We start from the raw sequence: 19,560 nt of genomic DNA on the forward strand, positions 1-19,560 counted from the left end.
ATCGCATTCGCGGGTACCCCGCCTCCACAAGCTCCAGCACTGCCTTGCGGGGGCCTTAGACGTTCTGCCGCTCACCCTTCGGATCGAAGAACACCGAAGACACGATCTCTGCCTCGATCACGCTGCCGTCAGCCTGCGGCGAGTAGACACGCTCGCCCATACGCTTGAGGCCGCCTTTGACCACACCCATGGCGAACGAATAGCCCAGGGAGTTGGAGGCATAGCTGGAGGTCACGTGACCGACCATGTCCATCGGAATCGGCTGGTTCGGGTCGAACACCAGCTGGGCGCCTTCGGGCAGCCACTTGGTCGGGTCGACAGGCTTGAGGCCCACCAGTTGCTTGCGGTCTTCGCGCAGGCAGTCCGAACGGGTCATGCCGCGTGCGCCGATCCAGGAGAACGGCTTGTTGCGACCGACACACCAGCCCATGTTCAGGTCGTCCGGGTTCATCGAGCCGTCGGTGTCCTGACCGACGATGATGAAGCCCTTCTCGGCGCGCAGCACGTGCATGGTCTCGGTGCCGTACGGGGTCAGGTTGTACTTCTTGCCCGCCTCGACGATCTGCTCCAGCACGCCCATGGCGTAGTTGGCCTGGACGTTGATCTCGTACGACAGCTCACCGGTGAACGAGATACGGAACACCCGGGCCGGCACACCGCCGACCAGACCTTCCTTCCAGCTCATGAACGGGAAGGCTTCTTTGTCCAGGTCGATGTCGGTCAGCTCGGCCAGCAGCTTGCGGCTGTTGGGGCCCGACAGGGTCATGGTGGCCCAGTGGTCGGTCACGGAGGTGAAGTACACCTTCAGGTCCGGCCATTCGGTCTGGTGGTACAGCTCCAGCCACTGCAATACGCGGGCAGCGCCGCCGGTGGTGGTGGTCATGATGAAGTGGTTGTCGCCGACGCAGGCGGTCACGCCGTCGTCGAAGACCATGCCGTCTTCTTTGCACATCAGGCCGTAACGGGCCTTGCCCACATCGAGCTTGGTCCAGGCATTGGTGTAAACGCGGTTGAGGAACTCACGCGCATCCGGGCCCTGGATGTCGATCTTGCCCAGGGTCGAGGCGTCGAGCAGGCCCACGCTGTCACGCACGGCCTTGCACTCACGCTCCACGGCGGCATGGATGTCTTCGCCGGCTTTAGGGAAGTACCACGGACGCTTCCACTGGCCAACGTCTTCGAACTCGGCGCCGTTCTTCAAGTGCCAGGCGTGCAACGCGGTGAAGCGTACCGGTTCGAACAGGTGGCCACAGTGACGGCCCGCTACCGCGCCGAAGGTCACCGGCGTGTAGTTGGGGCGGAACATGGTGGTACCCATCTGCGGGATGGTGATACCCATCGAGCGCGCAGCGATGGCCAGACCGTTGATGTTGCCCAGTTTGCCCTGGTCAGTACCGAAGCCCAGCGCGGTGTAGCGTTTCACGTGCTCGACCGACTCGAAGCCTTCGCGGGTGGCCAGTTCGATGGCGGCCGCGGTGACGTCGTTCTGCTGGTCGACGAACTGCTTCGGCGCACGGGCAGTGCCTTTGTCGTGCGGCACCTGGAACAGCGCCACGGTGGCCTCTTCCTTGCGGGCAACGACTTTCGGCAGGGTGCCGGCGGTCGCCTTGAAGCCTGCTTCGGTGGCTGCCTGAACGCCGCCTTCGAAACCATCGGCAATCGCGTCGCCGAGCGGATAGACGCCATTCACGCCACCCACGCAGACACGTTTCTGAGGCGCATCGCCCGGCACGAAGCCGAGGATGTCGTCACGCCAGATCGGACGACCGCCCAGGTGCGAGGCCAGGTGAACCACCGGGCTGTAGCCACCGGAGCTGCCGATCAGGTCGCACTCGAGCCATTCGCCTGGGCTGGTGACCTTATGCGCCACGGCATCGATCGCAGCGACGCGGGCGCCGGTTACGTGCTTGGTGCCCTTGGCCTCGATCACGGCGCTGGAGGTCAGGATGCGGATGCCCTTGGCGCGCGCTTCCTCGACCAGCGAGCCGCGCGGGTTGTGGCGCGCATCAGCGATGGCGACCACTTGCAGGCCGGCGTCGTGCCAGTCCAGAGCGGTGCGATAGGCGTGATCGTTGTTGGTCGACAGCACCAGCTTGCGGCCCGGTGCCACGCCGTAACGGCGCACGTACACCGAGATGGCGCCGGCGAGCATGTTGCCCGGCACGTCGTTGTTGCCGTACACCAGCGGACGCTCGTGGGTACCGGTGGCCAGTACCACACGCTTGGCACGCACGCGGTGGACGCGATGACGGACCTGGCCGATCGGGGCGCGGTCACCGAGGTGGTCGGTCATGCGCTCATGGATGGTCAGGAAGTTGTGGTCGTGGTAGCCGTTGACCGTGGCGCGAGGCAGCAGGGTCACTTCCGGCAGCGATTGCAGCTCGGCGACGACGGCAGCAACCCAGTCCGCGGCAGGCTTGCCGTCGAGGGTTTCGCGGGTGTCGAGCAGGCTGCCGCCGAACTCTTCCTGTTCATCGGCGACGATCACGCGGGCGCCGCTGCGACCGGCGGCCAGGGCCGCGGCCAGGCCAGCAGGGCCGGCACCGACGATCAGCACGTCGCAGTGCTGGTTCATGTAGTCGTAGCTGTCCGGGTCGTTCTGCAACGGAGCACGGCCAAGGCCTGCCGCTTTACGGATGTACTTCTCGTAAGTCATCCAGAACGACTTGGGATACATGAAGGTCTTGTAGTAGAACCCGGGCGGCATCATGCTGCCGCCGACCTTGCCAAGGATGCCCATGACGTCATTGTTGACGTTCGGCCAGCCGTTGGTGCTGGTGGCAACCAGGCCCGAGTACAGGGCTTGCTGGGTGGCGCGCACGTTCGGTACCTGGGTGGCCTCGCTCGAGCCCAACTGCAGGATGGCGTTCGGCTCTTCCGGGCCTGCGGCGACGATGCCGCGAGGACGCGAGTACTTGAAGCTGCGACCGACGATGTCGACGCCGTTGGCCAGCAGCGCAGCGGCCAGGCTGTCACCGGCATAACCCTGGTAGGTCTTGCCGTTGAAGGTGAAGTTCAGGACCTTGCTGCGATCGATGCGACCGCCGCTGGCGAGGCGATAGACCTGGCTCATACTTTTTCTCCCTGGCCTTTGACGGCCGACTGCGCGGGGTTCAGCTTGTTCGCGGTGACCTGCGGCTTCTCGCCGATCTTGTAGGTTTCCAGGATCTCGTAGGTCTCGGTGTTACGCGTGACGTTGAAGTACTGGCGGCAGCCGGCAACGTGGTCCCACAGTTCATGGTGAATACCGCGCAGGTTGTCGCGGAAGAACATGTAGGTACCCCATTCCTCGTCGGTGCAGGCGCTAGGGTCCAGCGGACGGGCGATGTGCGCCTGGCCGGAGGAGTGGAACTCTTCTTCGGAGCGCAGCTCGCCGCAGTGGGGACAGAAAATATGCAACATGACGAATTGTCTCCGATTAGTGGGCGACGGCCGCGGCGCCGTGTTCGTCGATCAGCGCGCCGGTGTAGAAGCGATCGATCGAGAACGGCTTGGCCAATGGGTGCATCTCGCCTTTGGCAAGGCTCGCGGCGAAGACGTTGCCCGAACCCGGGGTCGCCTTGAAGCCGCCGGTACCCCAGCCGCAGTTGAAGAACAGGTTTTTCACAGGGGTCTTGGAGATGATCGGGCACGCGTCCGGGCAGGTATCGACGATGCCGCCCCACTGACGGTTCATGCGCACGCGCGAGAGGATCGGGAACATCTCGACGATCGCCTGCATGGTGTGCTCGATGATCGGGTACGAACCGCGCTGGCCGTAACCGACCCAGCCGTCGATACCGGCGCCGATGACCAGGTCGCCTTTGTCGGACTGGCTGATGTAGCCGTGCACGGCGTTGGACATGATCACGCTGTCGATGATCGGCTTGATCGGCTCCGATACCAGCGCCTGCAACGGGTGCGATTCCAGCGGCAGACGGAAGCCGGCCAACTTGGCCATGTGACCGGAGTTACCGGCGGTGACCACACCGACGCGCTTGGCGCCAATGAAGCCCTTGTTGGTTTCCACGCCGATGACCGCGCCGTTTTCCTTGCGGAAGCCGATCACTTCGGTCTGCTGGATGAGATCGACGCCCAGGGCGTCGGCGGCACGGGCGTAGCCCCAGGCCACGGCATCGTGACGGGCCACGCCGCCACGGCGCTGGACGGTCGCACCGAGGATCGGGTAGCGGGTGTTCTTCGAGCAGTCCAGGTACGGGATTTCGGCGGCGACCTGCTCGGTGTTGAGCAGCTCACCGTCCACGCCATTGAGGCGGTTGGCGTTGACCCGACGCTCGGAATCGCGGATGTCCTGCAGGGTGTGGCACAGGTTGTACACACCACGCTGGGAGAACATCACGTTGTAGTTGATGTCCTGGGACAGGCCTTCCCACAGCTTCATGGCGTGTTCGTACAGCTTGGCCGACTCGTCCCACAGGTAGTTGGAACGCACGATGGTGGTGTTACGGGCGGTGTTGCCGCCGCCCAGGTAACCCTTCTCGATCACCGCGACGTTGGTGATGCCGTGCTCCTTGGCCAGGTAGTAGGCCGTGGCCAGGCCATGGCCGCCACCGCCGACGATGACCACGTCGTACACCTTCTTCGGCGTCGGCGTGCGCCACATGCGCTGCCAGTTCTCGTGGTGGCTGAGGGAGTGTTTGAAAAGGCCGAAGCCCGAATAGCGTTGCATGGTTGGTTACTCCACTCAGCGGTAGACCGGGAAATCCGCGCACAGGGCGGCGACGTTCTTGGCAACGTCGGCTTCGACGTCGGCATCACCCAGGTTGTCCAGCACATCGCAGATCCAGCCAGCCAGGGCAACGCACTGGGCTTCCTTGAAGCCACGGGTGGTGACGGCCGGGGTACCGATGCGCAGGCCCGAGGTGACGAACGGCGACTGCGGGTCGTTAGGTACGGCGTTCTTGTTGACGGTGATATGGGCGCGACCCAGGGCGGCGTCGGCGTCTTTGCCGGTCAGGCCCTGACGGATCAGGCTGACCAGGAACAGGTGGTTGTCGGTGCCGCCGGAAACCACGTCGTAGCCGCGGTCGATGAACACCTTGGCCATGGCTTGGGCGTTGGCGATGACCTGCTTCTGATAGGTCTTGAATTCAGGCTCCAGCGCCTCCTTGAAGCACACGGCCTTGGCAGCGATCACGTGCATCAGCGGGCCACCCTGGGCGCCCGGGAAAACGGCAGCGTTGAGCTTCTTCTCGATCTCTTCGTTGGACTTGGCCAGGATCAGGCCGCCACGCGGACCACGCAGGGTCTTGTGGGTGGTGGTGGTGACCACGTCGGCGAACGGAATCGGGTTCGGATACAGGCCAGCGGCAACCAGGCCGGCAACGTGGGCCATGTCGACGAACAGCAGTGCGCCCACTTTGTCGGCGATGGCGCGGAACCGTGGGAAATCCAGGGTCTTGGAGTAGGCGGAGAAGCCGGCGACGATCATCTTCGGCTTGTGCTCGACCGCCAGGCGCTCGACTTCGTCGTAGTCGATCAGGCCGGTGGTGTTGTCGATGCCGTACTGGACCGCGTTGTACAGCTTGCCCGAGGACGACACCTTGGCGCCGTGGGTCAGGTGACCGCCATGGGCCAGGCTCATGCCCAGGATGGTGTCGCCGGGCTGCAGCAGGGCCAGGTAGACGGCGCTGTTGGCGGAGGAGCCGGAGTGCGGCTGGACGTTGGCGTAGTCGGCGCCGAACAGCTGCTTGGCGCGCTCGATCGCCAGCGCCTCGACCTTGTCGACGTACTCGCAGCCACCGTAATAGCGCTTGCCTGGGTAGCCTTCGGCGTACTTGTTGGTCAGGCCGCTGCCCTGGGCCTGCATGACGCGCTTGCTGGTGTAGTTCTCCGAGGCGATCAGCTCGATGTGATCTTCCTGGCGCTGTTCTTCGGCATTCATCGCCGCCAGCAGTGCGTCGTCGTAACCCTGGATCTGGTCTTGCTTGCTGAACATCTTGTTTCTCCCGGCAGCGATCATTTCTTGTCTTGAGGCACTGTGGCCCTTTGAGGCGATGGTATGACCGGCGAGGGCGACTCAGATGCCTGCGCACGCCTTGCAATGGCGCGTTTACGACATTCGCATCTGCCTGGTGCCTGTGCGGGGCCCTTCGCGGGTAAACCCGCTCCTACAGGGGCTGTGCAATCCCTGTGGTAGCGGGTTTACCCGCGAAGAAGCCCGCAAGATCAATACAGCCAGTTGCTCGAACAGGCCTTGTATAGGCAACCGCTGAATCGATGGTTTAGAGTGCGGATCTGCGTCGTAAAAAGGACAGATGTCATGACTGATAACAGCCAACAATTCGCCAGCGACAACTATTCCGGCATCTGCCCCGAAGCCTGGGCCGCGATGGAAAAAGCCAACCTGGGCCACGAGCGCGCCTATGGCGACGATCAATGGACCGAACGCGCCGCCGAGTATTTCCGCGAGCTGTTCGAAACCGACTGCGAGGTGTTCTTCGCCTTCAACGGCACCGCCGCCAACTCCCTGGCCCTGGCCTCCCTGTGCCAGAGCTACCACAGCGTCATCTGCTCCGAGACCGCCCACGTCGAGACCGACGAGTGCGGTGCGCCGGAGTTCTTCTCCAACGGCTCCAAGCTGCTCACCGCACGCAGTGTAGACGGCAAGCTGACGCCCGAATCGATCCGCGAAGTCGCGCTCAAGCGCCAGGACATCCACTACCCCAAGCCACGCGTGGTGACCATCACCCAGGCCACCGAAGTGGGCACGGTGTACAACCCCGACGAGCTGCGGGCGATCAGCGCCACCTGCAAGGAGCTGGGGCTGAACCTGCACATGGACGGCGCCCGCTTTTCCAACGCCTGCGCTTCCCTGGGCTGCACACCGGCGGAGCTGACCTGGAAGGCCGGGGTGGATGTGCTGTGCTTCGGCGGTACCAAGAACGGCATGGCCGTGGGCGAGGCGATCCTGTTCTTCAACCGCGCCCTGGCCGATGACTTCGATTACCGCTGCAAACAGGCGGGCCAGCTGGCGTCGAAGATGCGTTTTCTCTCCGCGCCCTGGGTCGGCCTGCTCGAAGACGGCGCCTGGCTGCGCTATGGCCGCCACGCCAACCATTGCGCACAACTGCTGGCCTCGCTGGTGAGCGACCTGCCGGGCGTGGAGCTGATGTTCCCGGTGCAGGCCAACGGCGTGTTCCTGCAAATGCCGGAAGCCGCGTTGGAGGCGCTGCGCGCCAAGGGTTGGCGCTTCTACACCTTCATCGGCAGCGGTGGCGCGCGGTTCATGTGCTCGTGGGATACGCAAGAAGCGCGAGTGCGTGAACTGGCGCAGGACATCCGCGCCGTCGTCGGCGCCTGATGTCCGCGGGTAAATCGGAGCGGCGGTTGGGCGCCCCGATTTACCCGCGAAGCGTCCAACACCGACCTAGAGCTTGAACCCGCCCATCTGCCGCGCCAGGTCATCGGCCAGGCCACGCAACGCCTGGCACTCGTCCCGACAGGCCTGCACTTCGGCCGCCGTCTCCCGGGCCAGGTCGGAAATCCCCTGCACAGTCCGGTTGATCTCCTCGGTCACCGCCGACTGCTCTTCGGTCGCCGTGGCTACTTGGTGGTTCATGTCGCTGATGTGCTCCACTTGATCGGTGATCGCCCCCAGCGAGGCACCGGTGCGCTGGCTGGACTCTACCCCGCCCCCGGTCGCCTGCTGCCCGGCATTCATTGACGCCACAGCGGTGCCAGCGCCTTGCTTGAGGCGCTGGATCATCTGTTGCACCTCGTCGGTGGACACCTGAGTACGCCGCGCCAGCGTGCGCACTTCATCGGCGACCACGGCAAAGCCGCGCCCCATTTCACCCGCTCGCGCCGCCTCGATGGCCGCATTGAGGGCCAACAGGTTGGTCTGTTCGGAAATACTGCGGATCACGGCCAAGACCTCGTCGATCGAGGCGACTTCGTCGGCCAGCTGGCTCACCGCCTCCGCCGCCCGGCTGATTTCCCCGGACATGCCTTCGATGCTGTGGATCGACCGGCGCACCACCTCGCGCGCCTGCAGGGCCTCGTCGCGCGCCGACTGCGAGGCATGGGCGGCATTGCCGGCGTTCTGCGCGATGTCCTGCACGGTCAGTCCCATTTCGTGCACGGCGGTGGCGACCATTTCGGTCATCTCCTGCTGGCGGCTGGAACGGTCGGCGGTGTTGTCCACCACGCGGGTCACCTGCTCGACCGACCGGTGCAGGCGCTCGGTGGTGCGCAGCACCTCGCCGATCAGCACCCGCTGGCTGTCGAGGAACCGATTGAACCCGCGGGCCAGGTCGCCCAGCTCGTCCTCACGCGTATCGTCCAGCCGCTGACTGAGGTCGCCAGCCCCGCTGCCGATCTGGGTCAGCGCCGTGGTGACCTGGCGGATCGGACGTACCAGCCCACGCGCCAGCAACACCACCAACAGCAACGACACCAACGCCACCGCGCCACCGATCAGGCTGGTCAGCCACACCGCCTCGTGCATCTGTGCGTAGATTTCGTCTTCCGGCACCTCGGCCACCAACGTCCAGTTCAGATCGCGAAGCGGTAGGCCCAGCGCAAGAAACGCTTCGCCGTCGCGGCTGAAACGCACCTTGCGCAGGCCTTCACCCTTACCCAACACGGCTTGGGTCGCCTGCTCGCCGACCTGCTCGGCCAGCTGGCGCTTGCCGCTGAATTCGTGATCCGGGTGGACCTGGATCAGGCCGTCGTTGCGCACCAGGAACACCCGCCCGCGCTCACCGAAACTAAAGTCATGGATCAGTTTCGACAACGCCGTCATGCGCAGACCCATACCCGCCACGCCCACCAGTTGTCCGTCTTTTTCGACCCGGTAATCGATGAACAGCGCCAACTCCCCGGTGGAGCCATCGATGTCGATATTGATCAGGCGTTCGGCGCCGCTGTCGATGTAGCCGTAGAACCATTTGTCCTTCGGATTATCACGGCTGAGGGTGCGATCCAGGCCTTTCTCGTTGTAGTAGTGGCCGGTCGCCGTGGAGGCGAACAACGTAGTGAAGGCCTGGTTGCGCTGTTTAGCAGCCTCCAGGTACTCGAGAAAACGGGGGGCTTGGGCGGGGTCTTCGCCGGCTGCGAGCCAATCACGCAGCAGCGTGTTGCCGGCAATGTCGGCCGCCGCCACCAGCGGCTTGCCGAGCATGCGCTCGATGTCGTTGCGGATCGCTTCGACGCTGGCCGGCAGTGCCGTATCCACCAGGTAACGTTCGGTCAGGCGGTTGACCGCCTCGGTATACACCCCTACCACCACCAGGATGCTCGCCAGCAGGGCTGCGCCCATGCTCGCAATCAACTGCCACTGGATACTCCGCCGCCAGATCCGCATGCCCCAACTCCCCAATCATTATTATTTTGGGTGATTGTATACACTTACGTATCCGGTTATTCCAGTGATCTAAAACAATGTCCACGACCCGTGGCGCGTCGTTTTTGCCGCAAGATCCGATGCTAAAGCGACTGGCGCGGTGGCGGGCGAACACGCTCGCACGCGCCCGGCTCACTTCGAATCCTGGGATGACGCCAGACGATGGCGCGGGTTTACCCGCGAATGCGATGCGAAACTCACCGATGCATTCGCGGCAAACCCGAGGTCAGGCAATTACTGTTCGGCGATGGTCCGAACGATAGCGTCCACCGTTGCGTCGATCTGCGCCTGGGTCCGCTCGAGGGTCTGCTGATGTTCCTTTTGCAACTCGACCTGCTTGGAACACAGATTCAGGGCTGCCAGCACCAGCAGCTTGTCACCGATCAGGGTGGGGTATTGACGCTTGGTTTCGGCCAAGGCGGTGTTGAGCATCCGCACGGCTTGCGCCAGGGTCTCTTCCTGGCCTTGGGGCGCCTTGATCGAATAGTCGTTGCCCAGAATGGACACGACATTGATCGGCTGCGCTTGCAGTCTCATGCGTTGACGACACCTGCGCTGGCGCGCTCTACCAGCGCCTGGATACGGGCCGCGGTGGCGCCGTGTTTCTCTTCCTGCTCCATCAGCGACAGCTGCAGGGTTTCATTCTCTTCCTTGGCCTGGGCCAGTTCCTGGCCGAGGGCGGTGTTCTGCTCGGTGAGTTGAGCGTTTTTCTGCATCAGGTCGTTGACCAGTTGCTCGAGTTGATTCAGGGAAGCTTCCAACATGGGGGTCTATCTCGGGTTGTTGCAAAGGGCGCACACGATAAAGAAAAGCGCGCGTCCTCGCCATTAAATATCGGGACACAAAGGCTTTAGCCTGGGCAGATTGACAGGCCTGGGCCGGGCTTGTTCCGACCTGGGTCAACCACCTGTCCGGAAACTCGATAGCAGGCTCACAATTTCATTCAAGCGCGGCCCGTTTCTACCGATAACCCGAGAAGGTCACATTCTGTCGCAGGGAACGCGCATTTTATTCCTTGCCCGGATTACAACCCATGTCCCTACGCAATATGAACATTGCCCCGCGTGCGCTGTTGGGCTTTGCCCTGATCGGCGCGCTGATGCTTGGCCTTGGCACCTTCTCCCTCATCCAGATGGGCAACATCCGCCAGGCTGGCCTGGCCATCGAAGCGGTGAGCGTGCCCAGCATCAAGACGCTCGATGAACTGGCCCTGCTCAACCTGCGCATGCGCACCCTCGCCTACCGCCTGGTGCTCAACCGCGACCCACAGTTCCAGCAAGACACCCAACGCCAGATGGACGAGCGCAACGCGCAGATCGACAAGATACGCGCTACCTACCGCACGCTGGTCGAAGGCCCTCAGGAACAAGCCGCCTTCGATCGCTACAACCAACTGCTGGGCCAGTACCGCCAGCTAGAAGCGCGCATGCGCAGCTTCAGCCAGGCCGATCGCGTGGAAGAGCTGCAAAATCTGATCAACCGCGAGCTGTTCGAAAATGCCGAGCAGATCAACCAAGCCATGGCGGACCTGGTGCGCATCAACACCGACCAGACCCGAGCCACCAATGCCAGAGCCGCCAGCCAATATGACACCGCCTTCACCCTGGTCATCGGCCTGCTGGTGGCCGCTACCGTGCTGACCCTGCTGTGCGCCTTCCTGTTGACCCGCAGCATCGTCAAGCCGATCGATGAAGCGCTCAAAGCCGCCGAACAGGTCGCCGACGGTGACTTGACCCAAGTGATCCGCGCCGAGGGCAACGACGAAGCCGCCCGCCTGCTGCGCGCCATGGCGCGGATGCAGGACAAGCTGCGCGACACCCTGCAATTGATCGCAGGCTCGGCTACCCAGCTGGCCTCGGCCGCCGAAGAGCTCAACTGCGTCACCGACGAAAGCGCTCGCGGCCTGCAGCAGCAGAACAACGAGATCGAACAAGCCGCCACCGCAGTCACCGAAATGACCAGCGCGGTGGAAGAAGTGGCGCGCAATGCCGTGAGCACCTCCGAAGCCTCCAGCGAGGCCAGCCGTTCGGCGGGCGATGGACGCGATCTGGTGCTGGAGACGGTGGGCGCCATCGAGCGCATGAGCAGCGATGTGCAAGCCACCGCGACACTGGTCACCCGTCTGGCATCCCAGTCCCGGGATATCGGCAAGGTCCTGGATGTGATCCGTGGCCTGGCCGATCAGACCAACCTGCTGGCACTCAATGCCGCGATCGAAGCCGCCCGTGCCGGCGAGGCTGGCCGCGGCTTTGCCGTGGTGGCTGACGAGGTACGGGCCCTGGCCCACCGCACCCAGCAGTCGACCAGCGAGATCGAACGGATGATCGCCAGCATCCAGGGCGGGACCGAAGAAGCGGTCACGTCGATGCGCACCAGCACCGAACGTGCCGAATCGACCCTTAACATCGCCCGTGGTGCCGGCCTGGCACTGGACAGCATCGCCAGCGCGGTGGCGCAGATCAACGAGCGCAACCTGGTGATCGCCAGCGCCGCCGAAGAGCAGGCCCAGGTGGCTCGGGAGGTGGACCGCAACCTGGTGAACATCAATGATCTGTCGGTGCAGAGCGCGACCGGGGCACATCAGACCAGCGTGGCCAGCGCCGACCTTTCCCGTCTGGCGGTGGACCTCAACGGCCTGGTGGCGCGTTTTCGCACTTGATGAATACATTCGCGGCGGTTCGACGCCTCGATAAACCCGCTCCCACAGGTTCTGCATCGACCTGCTGGAGCGGGTTGACCCGCAAAATGTAGTAGTGGGCTGGATCAGTAGTCGATCCGCACATCCCCTTGCGGGACACTGCAGCACGACAAGATGTAGCCTTCGGCTTCGTCTTCCTCGGTGATGCCGCCGTTGTGGTCCATGACCACTTCGCCGCCGAGCTTGAGTACCTTGCAGGTACCGCAGATGCCCATGCCGCAGGCCTTGGGGATCATCAGCCCGACCTTCGCCGCAGCCGCATGCACCGTCTCGCCCGGGGCGATACGGATGCTCTTGTCGCTGCCGACGAACTCCACCAGGTTGAGGTCGGCCGCGTCGAGTTCCTCGGCCGCCTCGGCCGCCTGCTCGGCATGTTCCACAGCATCGGCCTTGGCCTCCGCCGGGGTCGCGCCAAACGACTCTTCGTGGTAGTTGCGCATGTCGAAGCCCACCGCCTCGAGCATGCGCTTGACCGCGTTCATGTAAGGCGTCGGGCCGCAGCAGAAGACCACCCGCTCCATGTAGTCAGGCGCGATCAGCTCCATCAGGCGCTGATTCAGGTAGCCACGGTAGCCCGACCAGGGCTCGCCCAGACCGTGCTTCTCGCAAATGATGTGCAGACTGAAATTGGGGATCCGCGAGGCCATCTGGTCCAGTTCGCGGTGATAGATGATGTCCTTCGGCGAACGGGCGCTATGGACGAAGACCATGTCGACATTGCCATTGGTGTCGTAGAACCAACGGGCCATGGACATCACCGGGGTGATACCGACGCCGCCGGAGAGGTACAGCACCTTCGGCGCCGGGAAGTCGATGGCGTTGAACAGCCCCACCGGTCCGTGCACCGCCAGCTCGAAGCCCTCGTGCATGTTGTCGTGCAGCCAGTTGGACACCTGCCCGCCGGGTACCCGCTTGACGGTGATCGAGAAGCTGTAGGGCACCGATGGCGAGCTGGAAATGGTGTACGAGCGCATCACCTGTTTGCCATCGATCTCAAGTTCCAGGGTGACGAACTGCCCAGGCTTGAAGAAGAACATGATCGGCTGGTCGGCCATGAAACAGAAGGTGCGTACGTCCCAGGTCTCCTGGATGACCTTGACGCAGCGCACCACATGGCGGCCGTTGGCCCAGGTCTGGGTCGTGACCGGATTGAGGAAGGTATCGGACATGTTCTTCTCCAGCGGCCGACTACCGGCCTTCATGGCTCCGATAATGCGCAAGCCGGCGACGAAGTACATTCCTATCAGCGACATCGGCGTGCTTATCGCGACCAGCCCCGCGCTACAAGGGCTGGCGCGTCGGAATCGGATTCGGCCATGTCGCCCGTGGATATGGTTCCTGTCGGCGGCGAACGCACACTCCACGGCAAATGAAACAGCTGTTTTTAGCAAGCAGCCTTGCGGCAAACCACAACAACGATTAGCCACTTTCGCCGGCCGCATACGGCCCTGAGGACCAAACGATGGACGTCACCGCAACCCTGAGCCTGGGCGATCCACTGGAAGCTGCACGCAAGGCCACCGCCGAGATGCTGCAGACCCGCGAGCGCACCTACTCGCTGCCCCAGCCTTTCTACACCGACGAGCGTCTGTTCCAGATCGACATGCAGGAGATCTTCCACAAGGAGTGGTTGATCGCCGGCATGACGTGCGAGATTCCGACCAAGGGCAACTTCCTGACCCTGCAGATCGGCAAGAACCCGATCATCGTTATCCGTGGCGCCGAAGGCCAAGTGCATGCGTTCCACAACGTCTGCCGTCACCGCGGTTCGCGCCTGTGCACCAGCGACAAGGGCAAGGTGGCCAAGCTGGTCTGCCCATACCACCAGTGGACCTATGAAATCGACGGTCGCCTGCTGTTCGCCGGCACCGAGATGGGCGCCGACTTCGACATGAAGCAGTACGGCCTCAAGCCAGTGCACGTAAAGACCGCCGGTGGCTATATCTTCATCAGCCTGGCCGAGAACCCGCCAGCGATCGACGAGTTCCTGGCAACGCTCGATCACTACATGGAACCGTACGACATGGAGAACACCAAGGTGGCGGTGCAGACCACCTTGATGGAAAAAGCCAACTGGAAGCTGGTGTTGGAGAACAACCGTGAGTGCTATCACTGCAACGGTTCGCACCCTGAGCTGCTCAAGACACTGCTGGAGTGGGACGATACCAACGACCCACGCGCCGACCAGGCGTTCAAGGATCACGTCGCCGCCTCCGCTGCAGCCTGGGAAGCCGAGAAGATCCCGTACCTGCACAAGAGCCATGGCCTGCGTAACCGCATCGTGCGCATGCCGCTGCTCAAGGGCACCGTGTCCATGACCATGGACGGCAAGCAGGCGTGCAAGAAACTGATGGGCCGCATCAAGAACCCGGACCTGGGCTCGATGCGTATCCTGCACCTGCCGCACTCCTGGAACCACTGCATGGGCGACCACATGATCGTGTTCACCGTGTGGCCCATCAGCGCCCAGGAAACCATGGTCACCACCAAGTGGCTGGTGCACAAGGATGCCGTCGAAGGTGTCGACTACGACCCGGAAAACATGCGCAAGGTCTGGGACGCCACCAACGACCAGGACCGCCGTTTGGCTGAAGAGAACCAGCGCGGCATCAATTCCACCGCCTACCAGCCCGGCCCGTACTCCAAGACCTACGAGTTCGGCGTGGTCAACTTCATCGACTGGTACTCCCAGCGCGTGCTGAACAACCTGGGGGCGGAGCCAGCGCCGTACCTGAAGGAAGTCAAAGCGCAGTAAGGCATCGACGCGAAACGAAAAGAGCAGCCAGGTGGCTGCTCTTTTTTTTGCTCGAATCGGGCCAACAGCACAGTCCGGTCATGAAGAGCGATGATCAATTCTTGATCAACCTTCCCCCAGCCAAGGCCTCCCAAGGCCTGCAGCCACCGACCAACATTTTATCCACAGCCTGGCGCACAGTATTTGTGGAAACGTGGGCCGAGCAGTAGCCGGACGCTTTGATCATTATTTGACCATTCCTCTACAAGCCTTTGATTACAAGGGCTCTAGCGTTCGCCGAACACGTTGTCCACAGAGCGGCCAACAGACTTTGTGGGCAATATGCAGGCGTGCGGCCAATGCCTGTGGATAGACCTCCAGAGCGCCCGACACAAGCGTGCTGCACAGCCGTTGCGCAGCAATTGATCAATTATTGACCAAACCTCTGCACCCCAGGCAGATCAAGGGATTGCGCCGCTACCAAACAGATTATCCACAGAGACGCCAACAGCGATTGTGGGCAACCTGGGCCGCTTGGAATGAAAAGACCGTGTGGCGTTGATCGGCTGGGGTGGTCAAATAACAACCAGCTCTCTGCAGGCTTGATATGACGGGGCCTGTAGAGAGGCGCGAACACTTTATCAACAGGTTGGCAAACAGATTCGGTGTGTAAAAACCTAAGGGTCGCTGACCAAGTCTGCGAAGGGCTGCGAAACACCATGAAAAAAGCCCACGCTGCAGGCCATGCAACGTGGGCTTTGGCTCTTGAACGGGCAACCGCTAGCGCAGCACCCCTTCTTCCACCAGCAACTTCAGGATCGCCTCGGCGCCTTCTTGTGGAGAAACATCCTTGAGCACCTTGCCGCCCCCACCGCTGGCCTTGGCCGTAGCGGCTTTCATGCGGTCGGCGCCACTCTTGGCCTTGATCACCTTCAGCCGCTTGGGCCGTGGACGGGCCGGCTGCAGCTCGGCATCGGCCAGCAGTTCATCCTCGACCACCGTCACGTTGCGCGCCGCCAACACGCCCCGGCGCGCGGGGCCAAAGGCGCTCTGGCGTGGCTTGGGCGCCGCGTTATCCACAGTCGCCAACAGCGGCAGGCGCACCTTCAGCCGACGCCGCTGCCCACGTGGCAAGGCCTGTAGGACTTGCGCGGTGCCGTTGTCGATGGACTCGACTTCAGCCAGGCCCACCACCAGTGGCCAGCCCAGGCGCTCGGCCAGCAAGAACGGCAACATGCCCGAGCCTTCGCCGGTTTCCGCCTGGCTGCCGGTCAGCACCAGTTGTGCCCCGGCGTCGCGCAGGTAATCGCCCAGCACGCCGAGCACATCGGCACCTGCTGGCTGCTCCAGCACATCCAGATGATCCAGGCCCATGCCCAGGTATGCGCGCAGCGCTTCCTCGCGAGGATCGCCGGCATGCACCACCTGCAAGTTATCCCCAGCCAGCTGCAAACCCAGCTCGACGGCACGTGAGTCCTGCTCGGCACGACGGGTGCGGCCGGAGCTGGGGTGAGCGCCGATGGAGACCAGGCTGATGACTTTCGTACTCATGCTCGTGCCCTTATGCCGCGTCGCGCTGACCGGCGCTGCGGTAGTTGTCCACAGCCTCGATCAACGCCTGGAGAATCGCCGAACTGTCGCCAATCACCGACAGGTCCGCCCGTTTGATCATGTCGCAGCCTGGGTCCATGTTCACCGCCACCACCTTGTCGCAGGCACCGATGCCCTGCAGGTGCTGGATCGCCCCGGAGATACCCACAGCCACATAGACACGTGCCGTGACCCAGGTACCGGTGGCACCCACCTGGCGGTTGCGGGGCATGAAACCATCGTCCACCGCCACCCGCGAAGCGCCTTCGGTAGCACCGAGGGCGGCGGTCGCCTTGTGGAACAGATCCCAATCCTTGACGCCGTTGCCGCCGGAGACGATGAACTCCGATTCGGCCATGGCGATGGCCGCAGGATCCACCGCCACCGGGCCCAGGTCTTCGATACGCGACAGGCTGCGCGCCACGCTTGTGGACAACTCCACCGGCAGCGCTTCGTGACGGGTTTCGCTGACCGGGTCGGAGCATTCGGCCGCCGCCAGGATCAGGCGCGGCAAACCGCGCTGCAGGTCCTGCTGGCCCGCCCCGGCTCGGCCGATGCACTGGCCGTCCTTGACTTGCCATACCCGCGTCGCCGGGCGTTCGCCCAACGCGGCGGCCAGGCGCCGGCCGAGCTCGCCACCACCGGTGCGGCTGTCTGGCAGCAGCCAGTGGCGCGGGGTGAACTGGTTATCCACAGCGCGCAGACCCTGCACCAACTGCTCCGGTGCATAACCTTCGAACGCTTCGCCTTCGATGACCAGCAACCGGTCGACGCCGGCTGTGGAAAAGTTGCTTTCCTTGTGTTCGCCGAACACGATCGCCAGGACGGCGCCGTCGCTGCCGGCCAGACTGTGGGCCAGGCCCAGCAGGTCGCGGTCGTGGCTGCCCAGGCGACCACCGACCATGTCCGGAACCACGGCGATATAGAACGCCGGCTGCGCGACCTGATGCAGCGGCAGCTGCACCTCGGCCGCTGCAGTGCGGCGACCGCCGCCAGCGGTGCCCTGTTGGGCGCCGCTTCGGTCGATGCGCTTGAGGCCGTTGGGGCCGATGAAGCCGGCGGCGATCGCATGGGGGTTCTTGCGGATGAGGCCGTTGGGCCCCATCCAGCGGGTCTGTTGCGTCTGCATCGCCGCGTGCAGCGGATGCAGACGGTTACGGGCGATCCACTCGGCACGAGGGTCGCGGCGGATGATGTCGCTCATCAGTGCACCTCCGCAGGTTCACGTTTGGCCGCTTGGGATTTGGCGCTGGCAGGAGCGTCGTCCTCGATCAGCACGTCGGCGACGAGCTCGGCGATGTCCTTGATCTGCGGACGGGGTTCGACCACGCCTTCGAGCATCGCGGTGCACTGTGGGCAACCCACGGCCACCAGCTCTGCCTCGGTCGTGCGGATATCGTCCATGCGCATGTCAGGGATACGCTGCTTGCCCGGGATGTCGGTGATCGGTGCACCGCCGCCACCGCCACAGCAACGGGAGCGGAAGCCGGAGCGTTCCATCTCGCGAACCTCGATGCCGAGGGCCTTGAGCACATCGCGAGGCGCCTCGTACTCGCCGTTGTAACGGCCCAGGTAGCACGGATCGTGATAGGTGACGCTGCCACCCTTGTGCTGGCCCAGGTTGAGCTTGTTGGCCGCAATGAGTTCGGCGATGTAGGTGCTGTGGTGCTGTACCTGGTACTCACCGCCCAAGGCGCCGTACTCGTTCTTCAGCACATGGAAGCTATGCGGGTCGCAGGTGACGATGCGCTGGAAGCGGTACTTGTTCAGTGTCTGGATGTTGCGCTTGGCCAGTTGCTGGAAAGTCGCCTCATCGCCCAGCCGGCGCGCCACGTCGCCGCTGTCACGCTCTTCCAGGCCGAGCACGGCGAAGTCCACACCGGAGGCCTTGAGGACTTTGACGAAGGCCCGCAGGGTGCGCTGGTTGCGCATGTCGAAGGCACCATCACCGACCCAGAACAGCACCTCGGTGCTCTTGACCTCGGACATCAGCTTGAGATTGAGGTCGGCCGCCCAGTTCATCCGACCGCCTGGGTTGAAGCCGCCAGGGTTGTCGGTGGCGATCAGGTTGTCCAGCACCTCGGCGCCCTTGTTCGGGGTCGCGCCTTTTTCCAGGGTCAGGTGACGGCGCATGTCGACGATGGCATCGACGTGCTCGATCATCATCGGGCATTCCTCGACGCAGGCGCGGCAGGTGGTGCACGACCACAGGGTCTCGGCGTCGACCAGGCCATTGACGATCGGCTGATGCGGGTGACCGCCATGCTCGCCGATCGGCTTGCCCGGATAAGGGCTGCCGGCGAACTGTGCGTCGGTGCCACCGGCAAGACCAATGACCATGTCCTGGATGAGTTTTTTCGGGTTCAGCGGCTGGCCGGCGGCGAATGCAGGGCACATCGCCTCGCACTTGCCGCACTGCACGCAGGCATCGAAGCCGAGCAGTTGGTTCCAGGTGAAGTCCACGGGTTTTTCCACGCCCAGCGGCGCGTTCGGGTCTTCCAGGTCCAGCGGCTTGAGGCCGGTGGAGCGACCACCACCGAAACGCTCGGCGCGGCGGTGCCAGGCCAGGTGCAGGGCACCGGCGAAGGCGTGCTTCATCGGGCCGCCCCAGGTCATGCCGAAGAACAGTTCCGACACGCCCCACAGCACGCCCACGCCCAGCACGGCGACCAGCAGCCAACCACCAGTACCTTCAGGCAGGATGCCGGCAACAGGCAGCGTGGCGATGAAGAAGCTCGCGGCGAACACCAGCAAGCTCTTGGGCAGGCGCATCCACGGGCCCTTGGACAGGCGCGAAGGCGGGTTCAGACGACGCTTGAAGACGAACAGGGCGCCACAGAACATCAGCACCGTGGCCGCCAGCAAGGGGTAGCCGAGGATCTTGCTCTGCAGGCCAAAGCCATGGACCAGGATCGCCAGCACGGCCGACAGCACGAAGCCGCCGGCGGTGGCCACGTGGGTCTTGGACATGTACTTGTCGCGCTCGACCACATGGTGCAGATCCACCAGATAGCGCCGCGGCATGGCCAGCAGGCCGCCGATCAGGTTGACCTTCGAAGGTCGACCACGCCGCCACATGCGCACCCGGCGCAGGGCGCCGAGCACCGCCAGGCCAAGGGCAGCGAACAGCAGGATGGGTAGAAGGGTGTTCAACATGGGAGGCTCCCACAACAGCTGGATTCTTGCACCGCC

Annotated in this window: 14 protein-coding genes; 3 read left to right on the top strand and 11 right to left on the bottom strand. The window is 63.6% G+C overall.

The genetic code is table 11. The features are described from left to right. Positions 1-55: 55 nt before the first annotated feature. The 4 genes from AB1N67_RS22915 to glyA are packed head-to-tail and all read right to left on the bottom strand — an operon-like array spanning position 56 to position 5,938. Positions 56-3,073, bottom strand: a complete 3,018-nt coding sequence (locus AB1N67_RS22915) for a sarcosine oxidase subunit alpha (RefSeq protein WP_090346323.1) — start codon at positions 3,071-3,073, stop codon at positions 56-58. After that, on the bottom strand, positions 3,070-3,402 hold the full coding sequence (locus AB1N67_RS22920) for a sarcosine oxidase subunit delta (RefSeq protein WP_043211106.1): 333 nt from the start codon (positions 3,400-3,402) through the stop codon (positions 3,070-3,072). The genes AB1N67_RS22915 and AB1N67_RS22920 overlap by 4 nt, the downstream gene beginning before the upstream one ends. Before the next feature lie 16 nt (positions 3,403-3,418). After that, entirely contained in the window at positions 3,419-4,669 is a 1,251-nt protein-coding gene (locus AB1N67_RS22925) for a sarcosine oxidase subunit beta family protein (RefSeq protein ID WP_043211104.1), read from the bottom strand. A gap of 15 nt (positions 4,670-4,684) precedes the next feature. Next, a complete protein-coding gene (gene glyA / locus AB1N67_RS22930) occupies positions 4,685-5,938 on the bottom strand; it encodes a serine hydroxymethyltransferase (protein WP_043211101.1) in 1,254 nt (417 codons plus the stop codon). A 324-nt stretch (positions 5,939-6,262) separates the two neighbouring features. Between glyA and AB1N67_RS22935 the strand changes: the two genes are divergently transcribed. Beyond that, positions 6,263-7,303 carry a low specificity L-threonine aldolase gene (locus tag AB1N67_RS22935; RefSeq protein ID WP_043211099.1) on the top strand — a complete coding sequence of 347 codons (1,041 nt, stop codon included), beginning with the start codon at positions 6,263-6,265 and terminating at the stop codon, positions 7,301-7,303. Between the two features lie 66 nt (positions 7,304-7,369). Here the strand turns inward: AB1N67_RS22935 and AB1N67_RS22940 are convergent, their stop codons facing one another. The 3 genes from AB1N67_RS22940 to AB1N67_RS22950 form a co-directional block, all read right to left on the bottom strand. Beyond that, positions 7,370-9,307 (bottom strand): methyl-accepting chemotaxis protein, encoded by a 1,938-nt coding sequence (locus tag AB1N67_RS22940; RefSeq protein WP_090346327.1) that lies wholly within the window; start codon positions 9,305-9,307, stop codon positions 7,370-7,372. Between the two features lie 273 nt (positions 9,308-9,580). Beyond that, positions 9,581-9,883 carry a cell division protein ZapA gene (locus AB1N67_RS22945; RefSeq protein ID WP_043211094.1) on the bottom strand — a complete coding sequence of 101 codons (303 nt, stop codon included), beginning with the start codon at positions 9,881-9,883 and terminating at the stop codon, positions 9,581-9,583. Further along, entirely contained in the window at positions 9,880-10,110 is a 231-nt protein-coding gene (locus AB1N67_RS22950) for a hypothetical protein (protein ID WP_070090739.1), read from the bottom strand. Before AB1N67_RS22950 ends, AB1N67_RS22945 begins: the two co-directional genes overlap by 4 nt. Before the next feature lie 269 nt (positions 10,111-10,379). Here AB1N67_RS22950 and AB1N67_RS22955 point away from each other — a divergent pair, with 269 nt between their 5' ends. Then, positions 10,380-12,005, top strand: coding sequence for a methyl-accepting chemotaxis protein (locus AB1N67_RS22955; RefSeq protein WP_182816651.1), 1,626 nt, complete (start codon positions 10,380-10,382; stop codon positions 12,003-12,005). Positions 12,006-12,109: 104 nt separating this feature from the next. Here the strand turns inward: AB1N67_RS22955 and gbcB are convergent, their stop codons facing one another. Continuing rightward, complete coding sequence (gene gbcB, locus AB1N67_RS22960; protein ID WP_043211132.1) at positions 12,110-13,213, bottom strand: glycine-betaine demethylase subunit GbcB; 1,104 nt, start codon at positions 13,211-13,213, stop codon at positions 12,110-12,112. 293 nt (positions 13,214-13,506) lie between these two features. Here gbcB and gbcA point away from each other — a divergent pair, with 293 nt between their 5' ends. Next, positions 13,507-14,799, top strand: coding sequence for a glycine-betaine demethylase subunit GbcA (gene gbcA / locus AB1N67_RS22965; RefSeq protein WP_043211087.1), 1,293 nt, complete (start codon positions 13,507-13,509; stop codon positions 14,797-14,799). A gap of 759 nt (positions 14,800-15,558) precedes the next feature. On the opposite strand, the gene AB1N67_RS22970 is transcribed toward gbcA, so the two are convergent. From AB1N67_RS22970 to dgcB, 3 genes are read right to left on the bottom strand one after another with little or no spacing between them, the layout of a single operon-like run. Then, complete coding sequence (locus AB1N67_RS22970; RefSeq protein ID WP_102081070.1) at positions 15,559-16,329, bottom strand: electron transfer flavoprotein subunit beta; 771 nt, start codon at positions 16,327-16,329, stop codon at positions 15,559-15,561. 10 nt (positions 16,330-16,339) lie between these two features. Continuing rightward, entirely contained in the window at positions 16,340-17,572 is a 1,233-nt protein-coding gene (locus AB1N67_RS22975) for an electron transfer flavoprotein subunit alpha/FixB family protein (protein WP_043211083.1), read from the bottom strand. Further along, positions 17,572-19,524: a dimethylglycine demethylation protein DgcB gene (gene dgcB / locus AB1N67_RS22980; protein WP_367863407.1), complete on the bottom strand. Its 1,953-nt coding sequence runs from the start codon at positions 19,522-19,524 to the stop codon at positions 17,572-17,574. Before dgcB ends, AB1N67_RS22975 begins: the two co-directional genes overlap by 1 nt. Positions 19,525-19,560: the final 36 nt, after the last annotated feature.

The sequence above is a fragment of the Pseudomonas guariconensis genome, from assembly GCF_040822035.1.
GTDB lineage: Bacteria > Pseudomonadota > Gammaproteobacteria > Pseudomonadales > Pseudomonadaceae > Aquipseudomonas > Aquipseudomonas guariconensis.

What these genes read in the sequence shown, in the direction of transcription:
- AB1N67_RS22970 (WP_102081070.1), bottom strand. Translation starts at nt 16,329, where the DNA reads ATGAGTACGAAAGTCATCAGCCTGGTCTCCATCGGCGCTCACCCCAGC.
- AB1N67_RS22975 (WP_043211083.1), bottom strand. Translation starts at nt 17,572, where the DNA reads ATGAGCGACATCATCCGCCGCGACCCTCGTGCCGAGTGGATCGCCCGT.
- AB1N67_RS22925 (WP_043211104.1), bottom strand. Translation starts at nt 4,669, where the DNA reads ATGCAACGCTATTCGGGCTTCGGCCTTTTCAAACACTCCCTCAGCCAC.
- gbcB (WP_043211132.1), bottom strand. Translation starts at nt 13,213, where the DNA reads ATGTCCGATACCTTCCTCAATCCGGTCACGACCCAGACCTGGGCCAAC.
- dgcB (WP_367863407.1), bottom strand. Translation starts at nt 19,524, where the DNA reads ATGTTGAACACCCTTCTACCCATCCTGCTGTTCGCTGCCCTTGGCCTG.
- AB1N67_RS22915 (WP_090346323.1), bottom strand. Translation starts at nt 3,073, where the DNA reads ATGAGCCAGGTCTATCGCCTCGCCAGCGGCGGTCGCATCGATCGCAGC.
- gbcA (WP_043211087.1), top strand. Translation starts at nt 13,507, where the DNA reads ATGGACGTCACCGCAACCCTGAGCCTGGGCGATCCACTGGAAGCTGCA.
- AB1N67_RS22940 (WP_090346327.1), bottom strand. Translation starts at nt 9,307, where the DNA reads ATGCGGATCTGGCGGCGGAGTATCCAGTGGCAGTTGATTGCGAGCATG.
- glyA (WP_043211101.1), bottom strand. Translation starts at nt 5,938, where the DNA reads ATGTTCAGCAAGCAAGACCAGATCCAGGGTTACGACGACGCACTGCTG.
- AB1N67_RS22945 (WP_043211094.1), bottom strand. Translation starts at nt 9,883, where the DNA reads ATGAGACTGCAAGCGCAGCCGATCAATGTCGTGTCCATTCTGGGCAAC.
- AB1N67_RS22955 (WP_182816651.1), top strand. Translation starts at nt 10,380, where the DNA reads ATGTCCCTACGCAATATGAACATTGCCCCGCGTGCGCTGTTGGGCTTT.
- AB1N67_RS22950 (WP_070090739.1), bottom strand. Translation starts at nt 10,110, where the DNA reads ATGTTGGAAGCTTCCCTGAATCAACTCGAGCAACTGGTCAACGACCTG.
- AB1N67_RS22935 (WP_043211099.1), top strand. Translation starts at nt 6,263, where the DNA reads ATGACTGATAACAGCCAACAATTCGCCAGCGACAACTATTCCGGCATC.
- AB1N67_RS22920 (WP_043211106.1), bottom strand. Translation starts at nt 3,402, where the DNA reads ATGTTGCATATTTTCTGTCCCCACTGCGGCGAGCTGCGCTCCGAAGAA.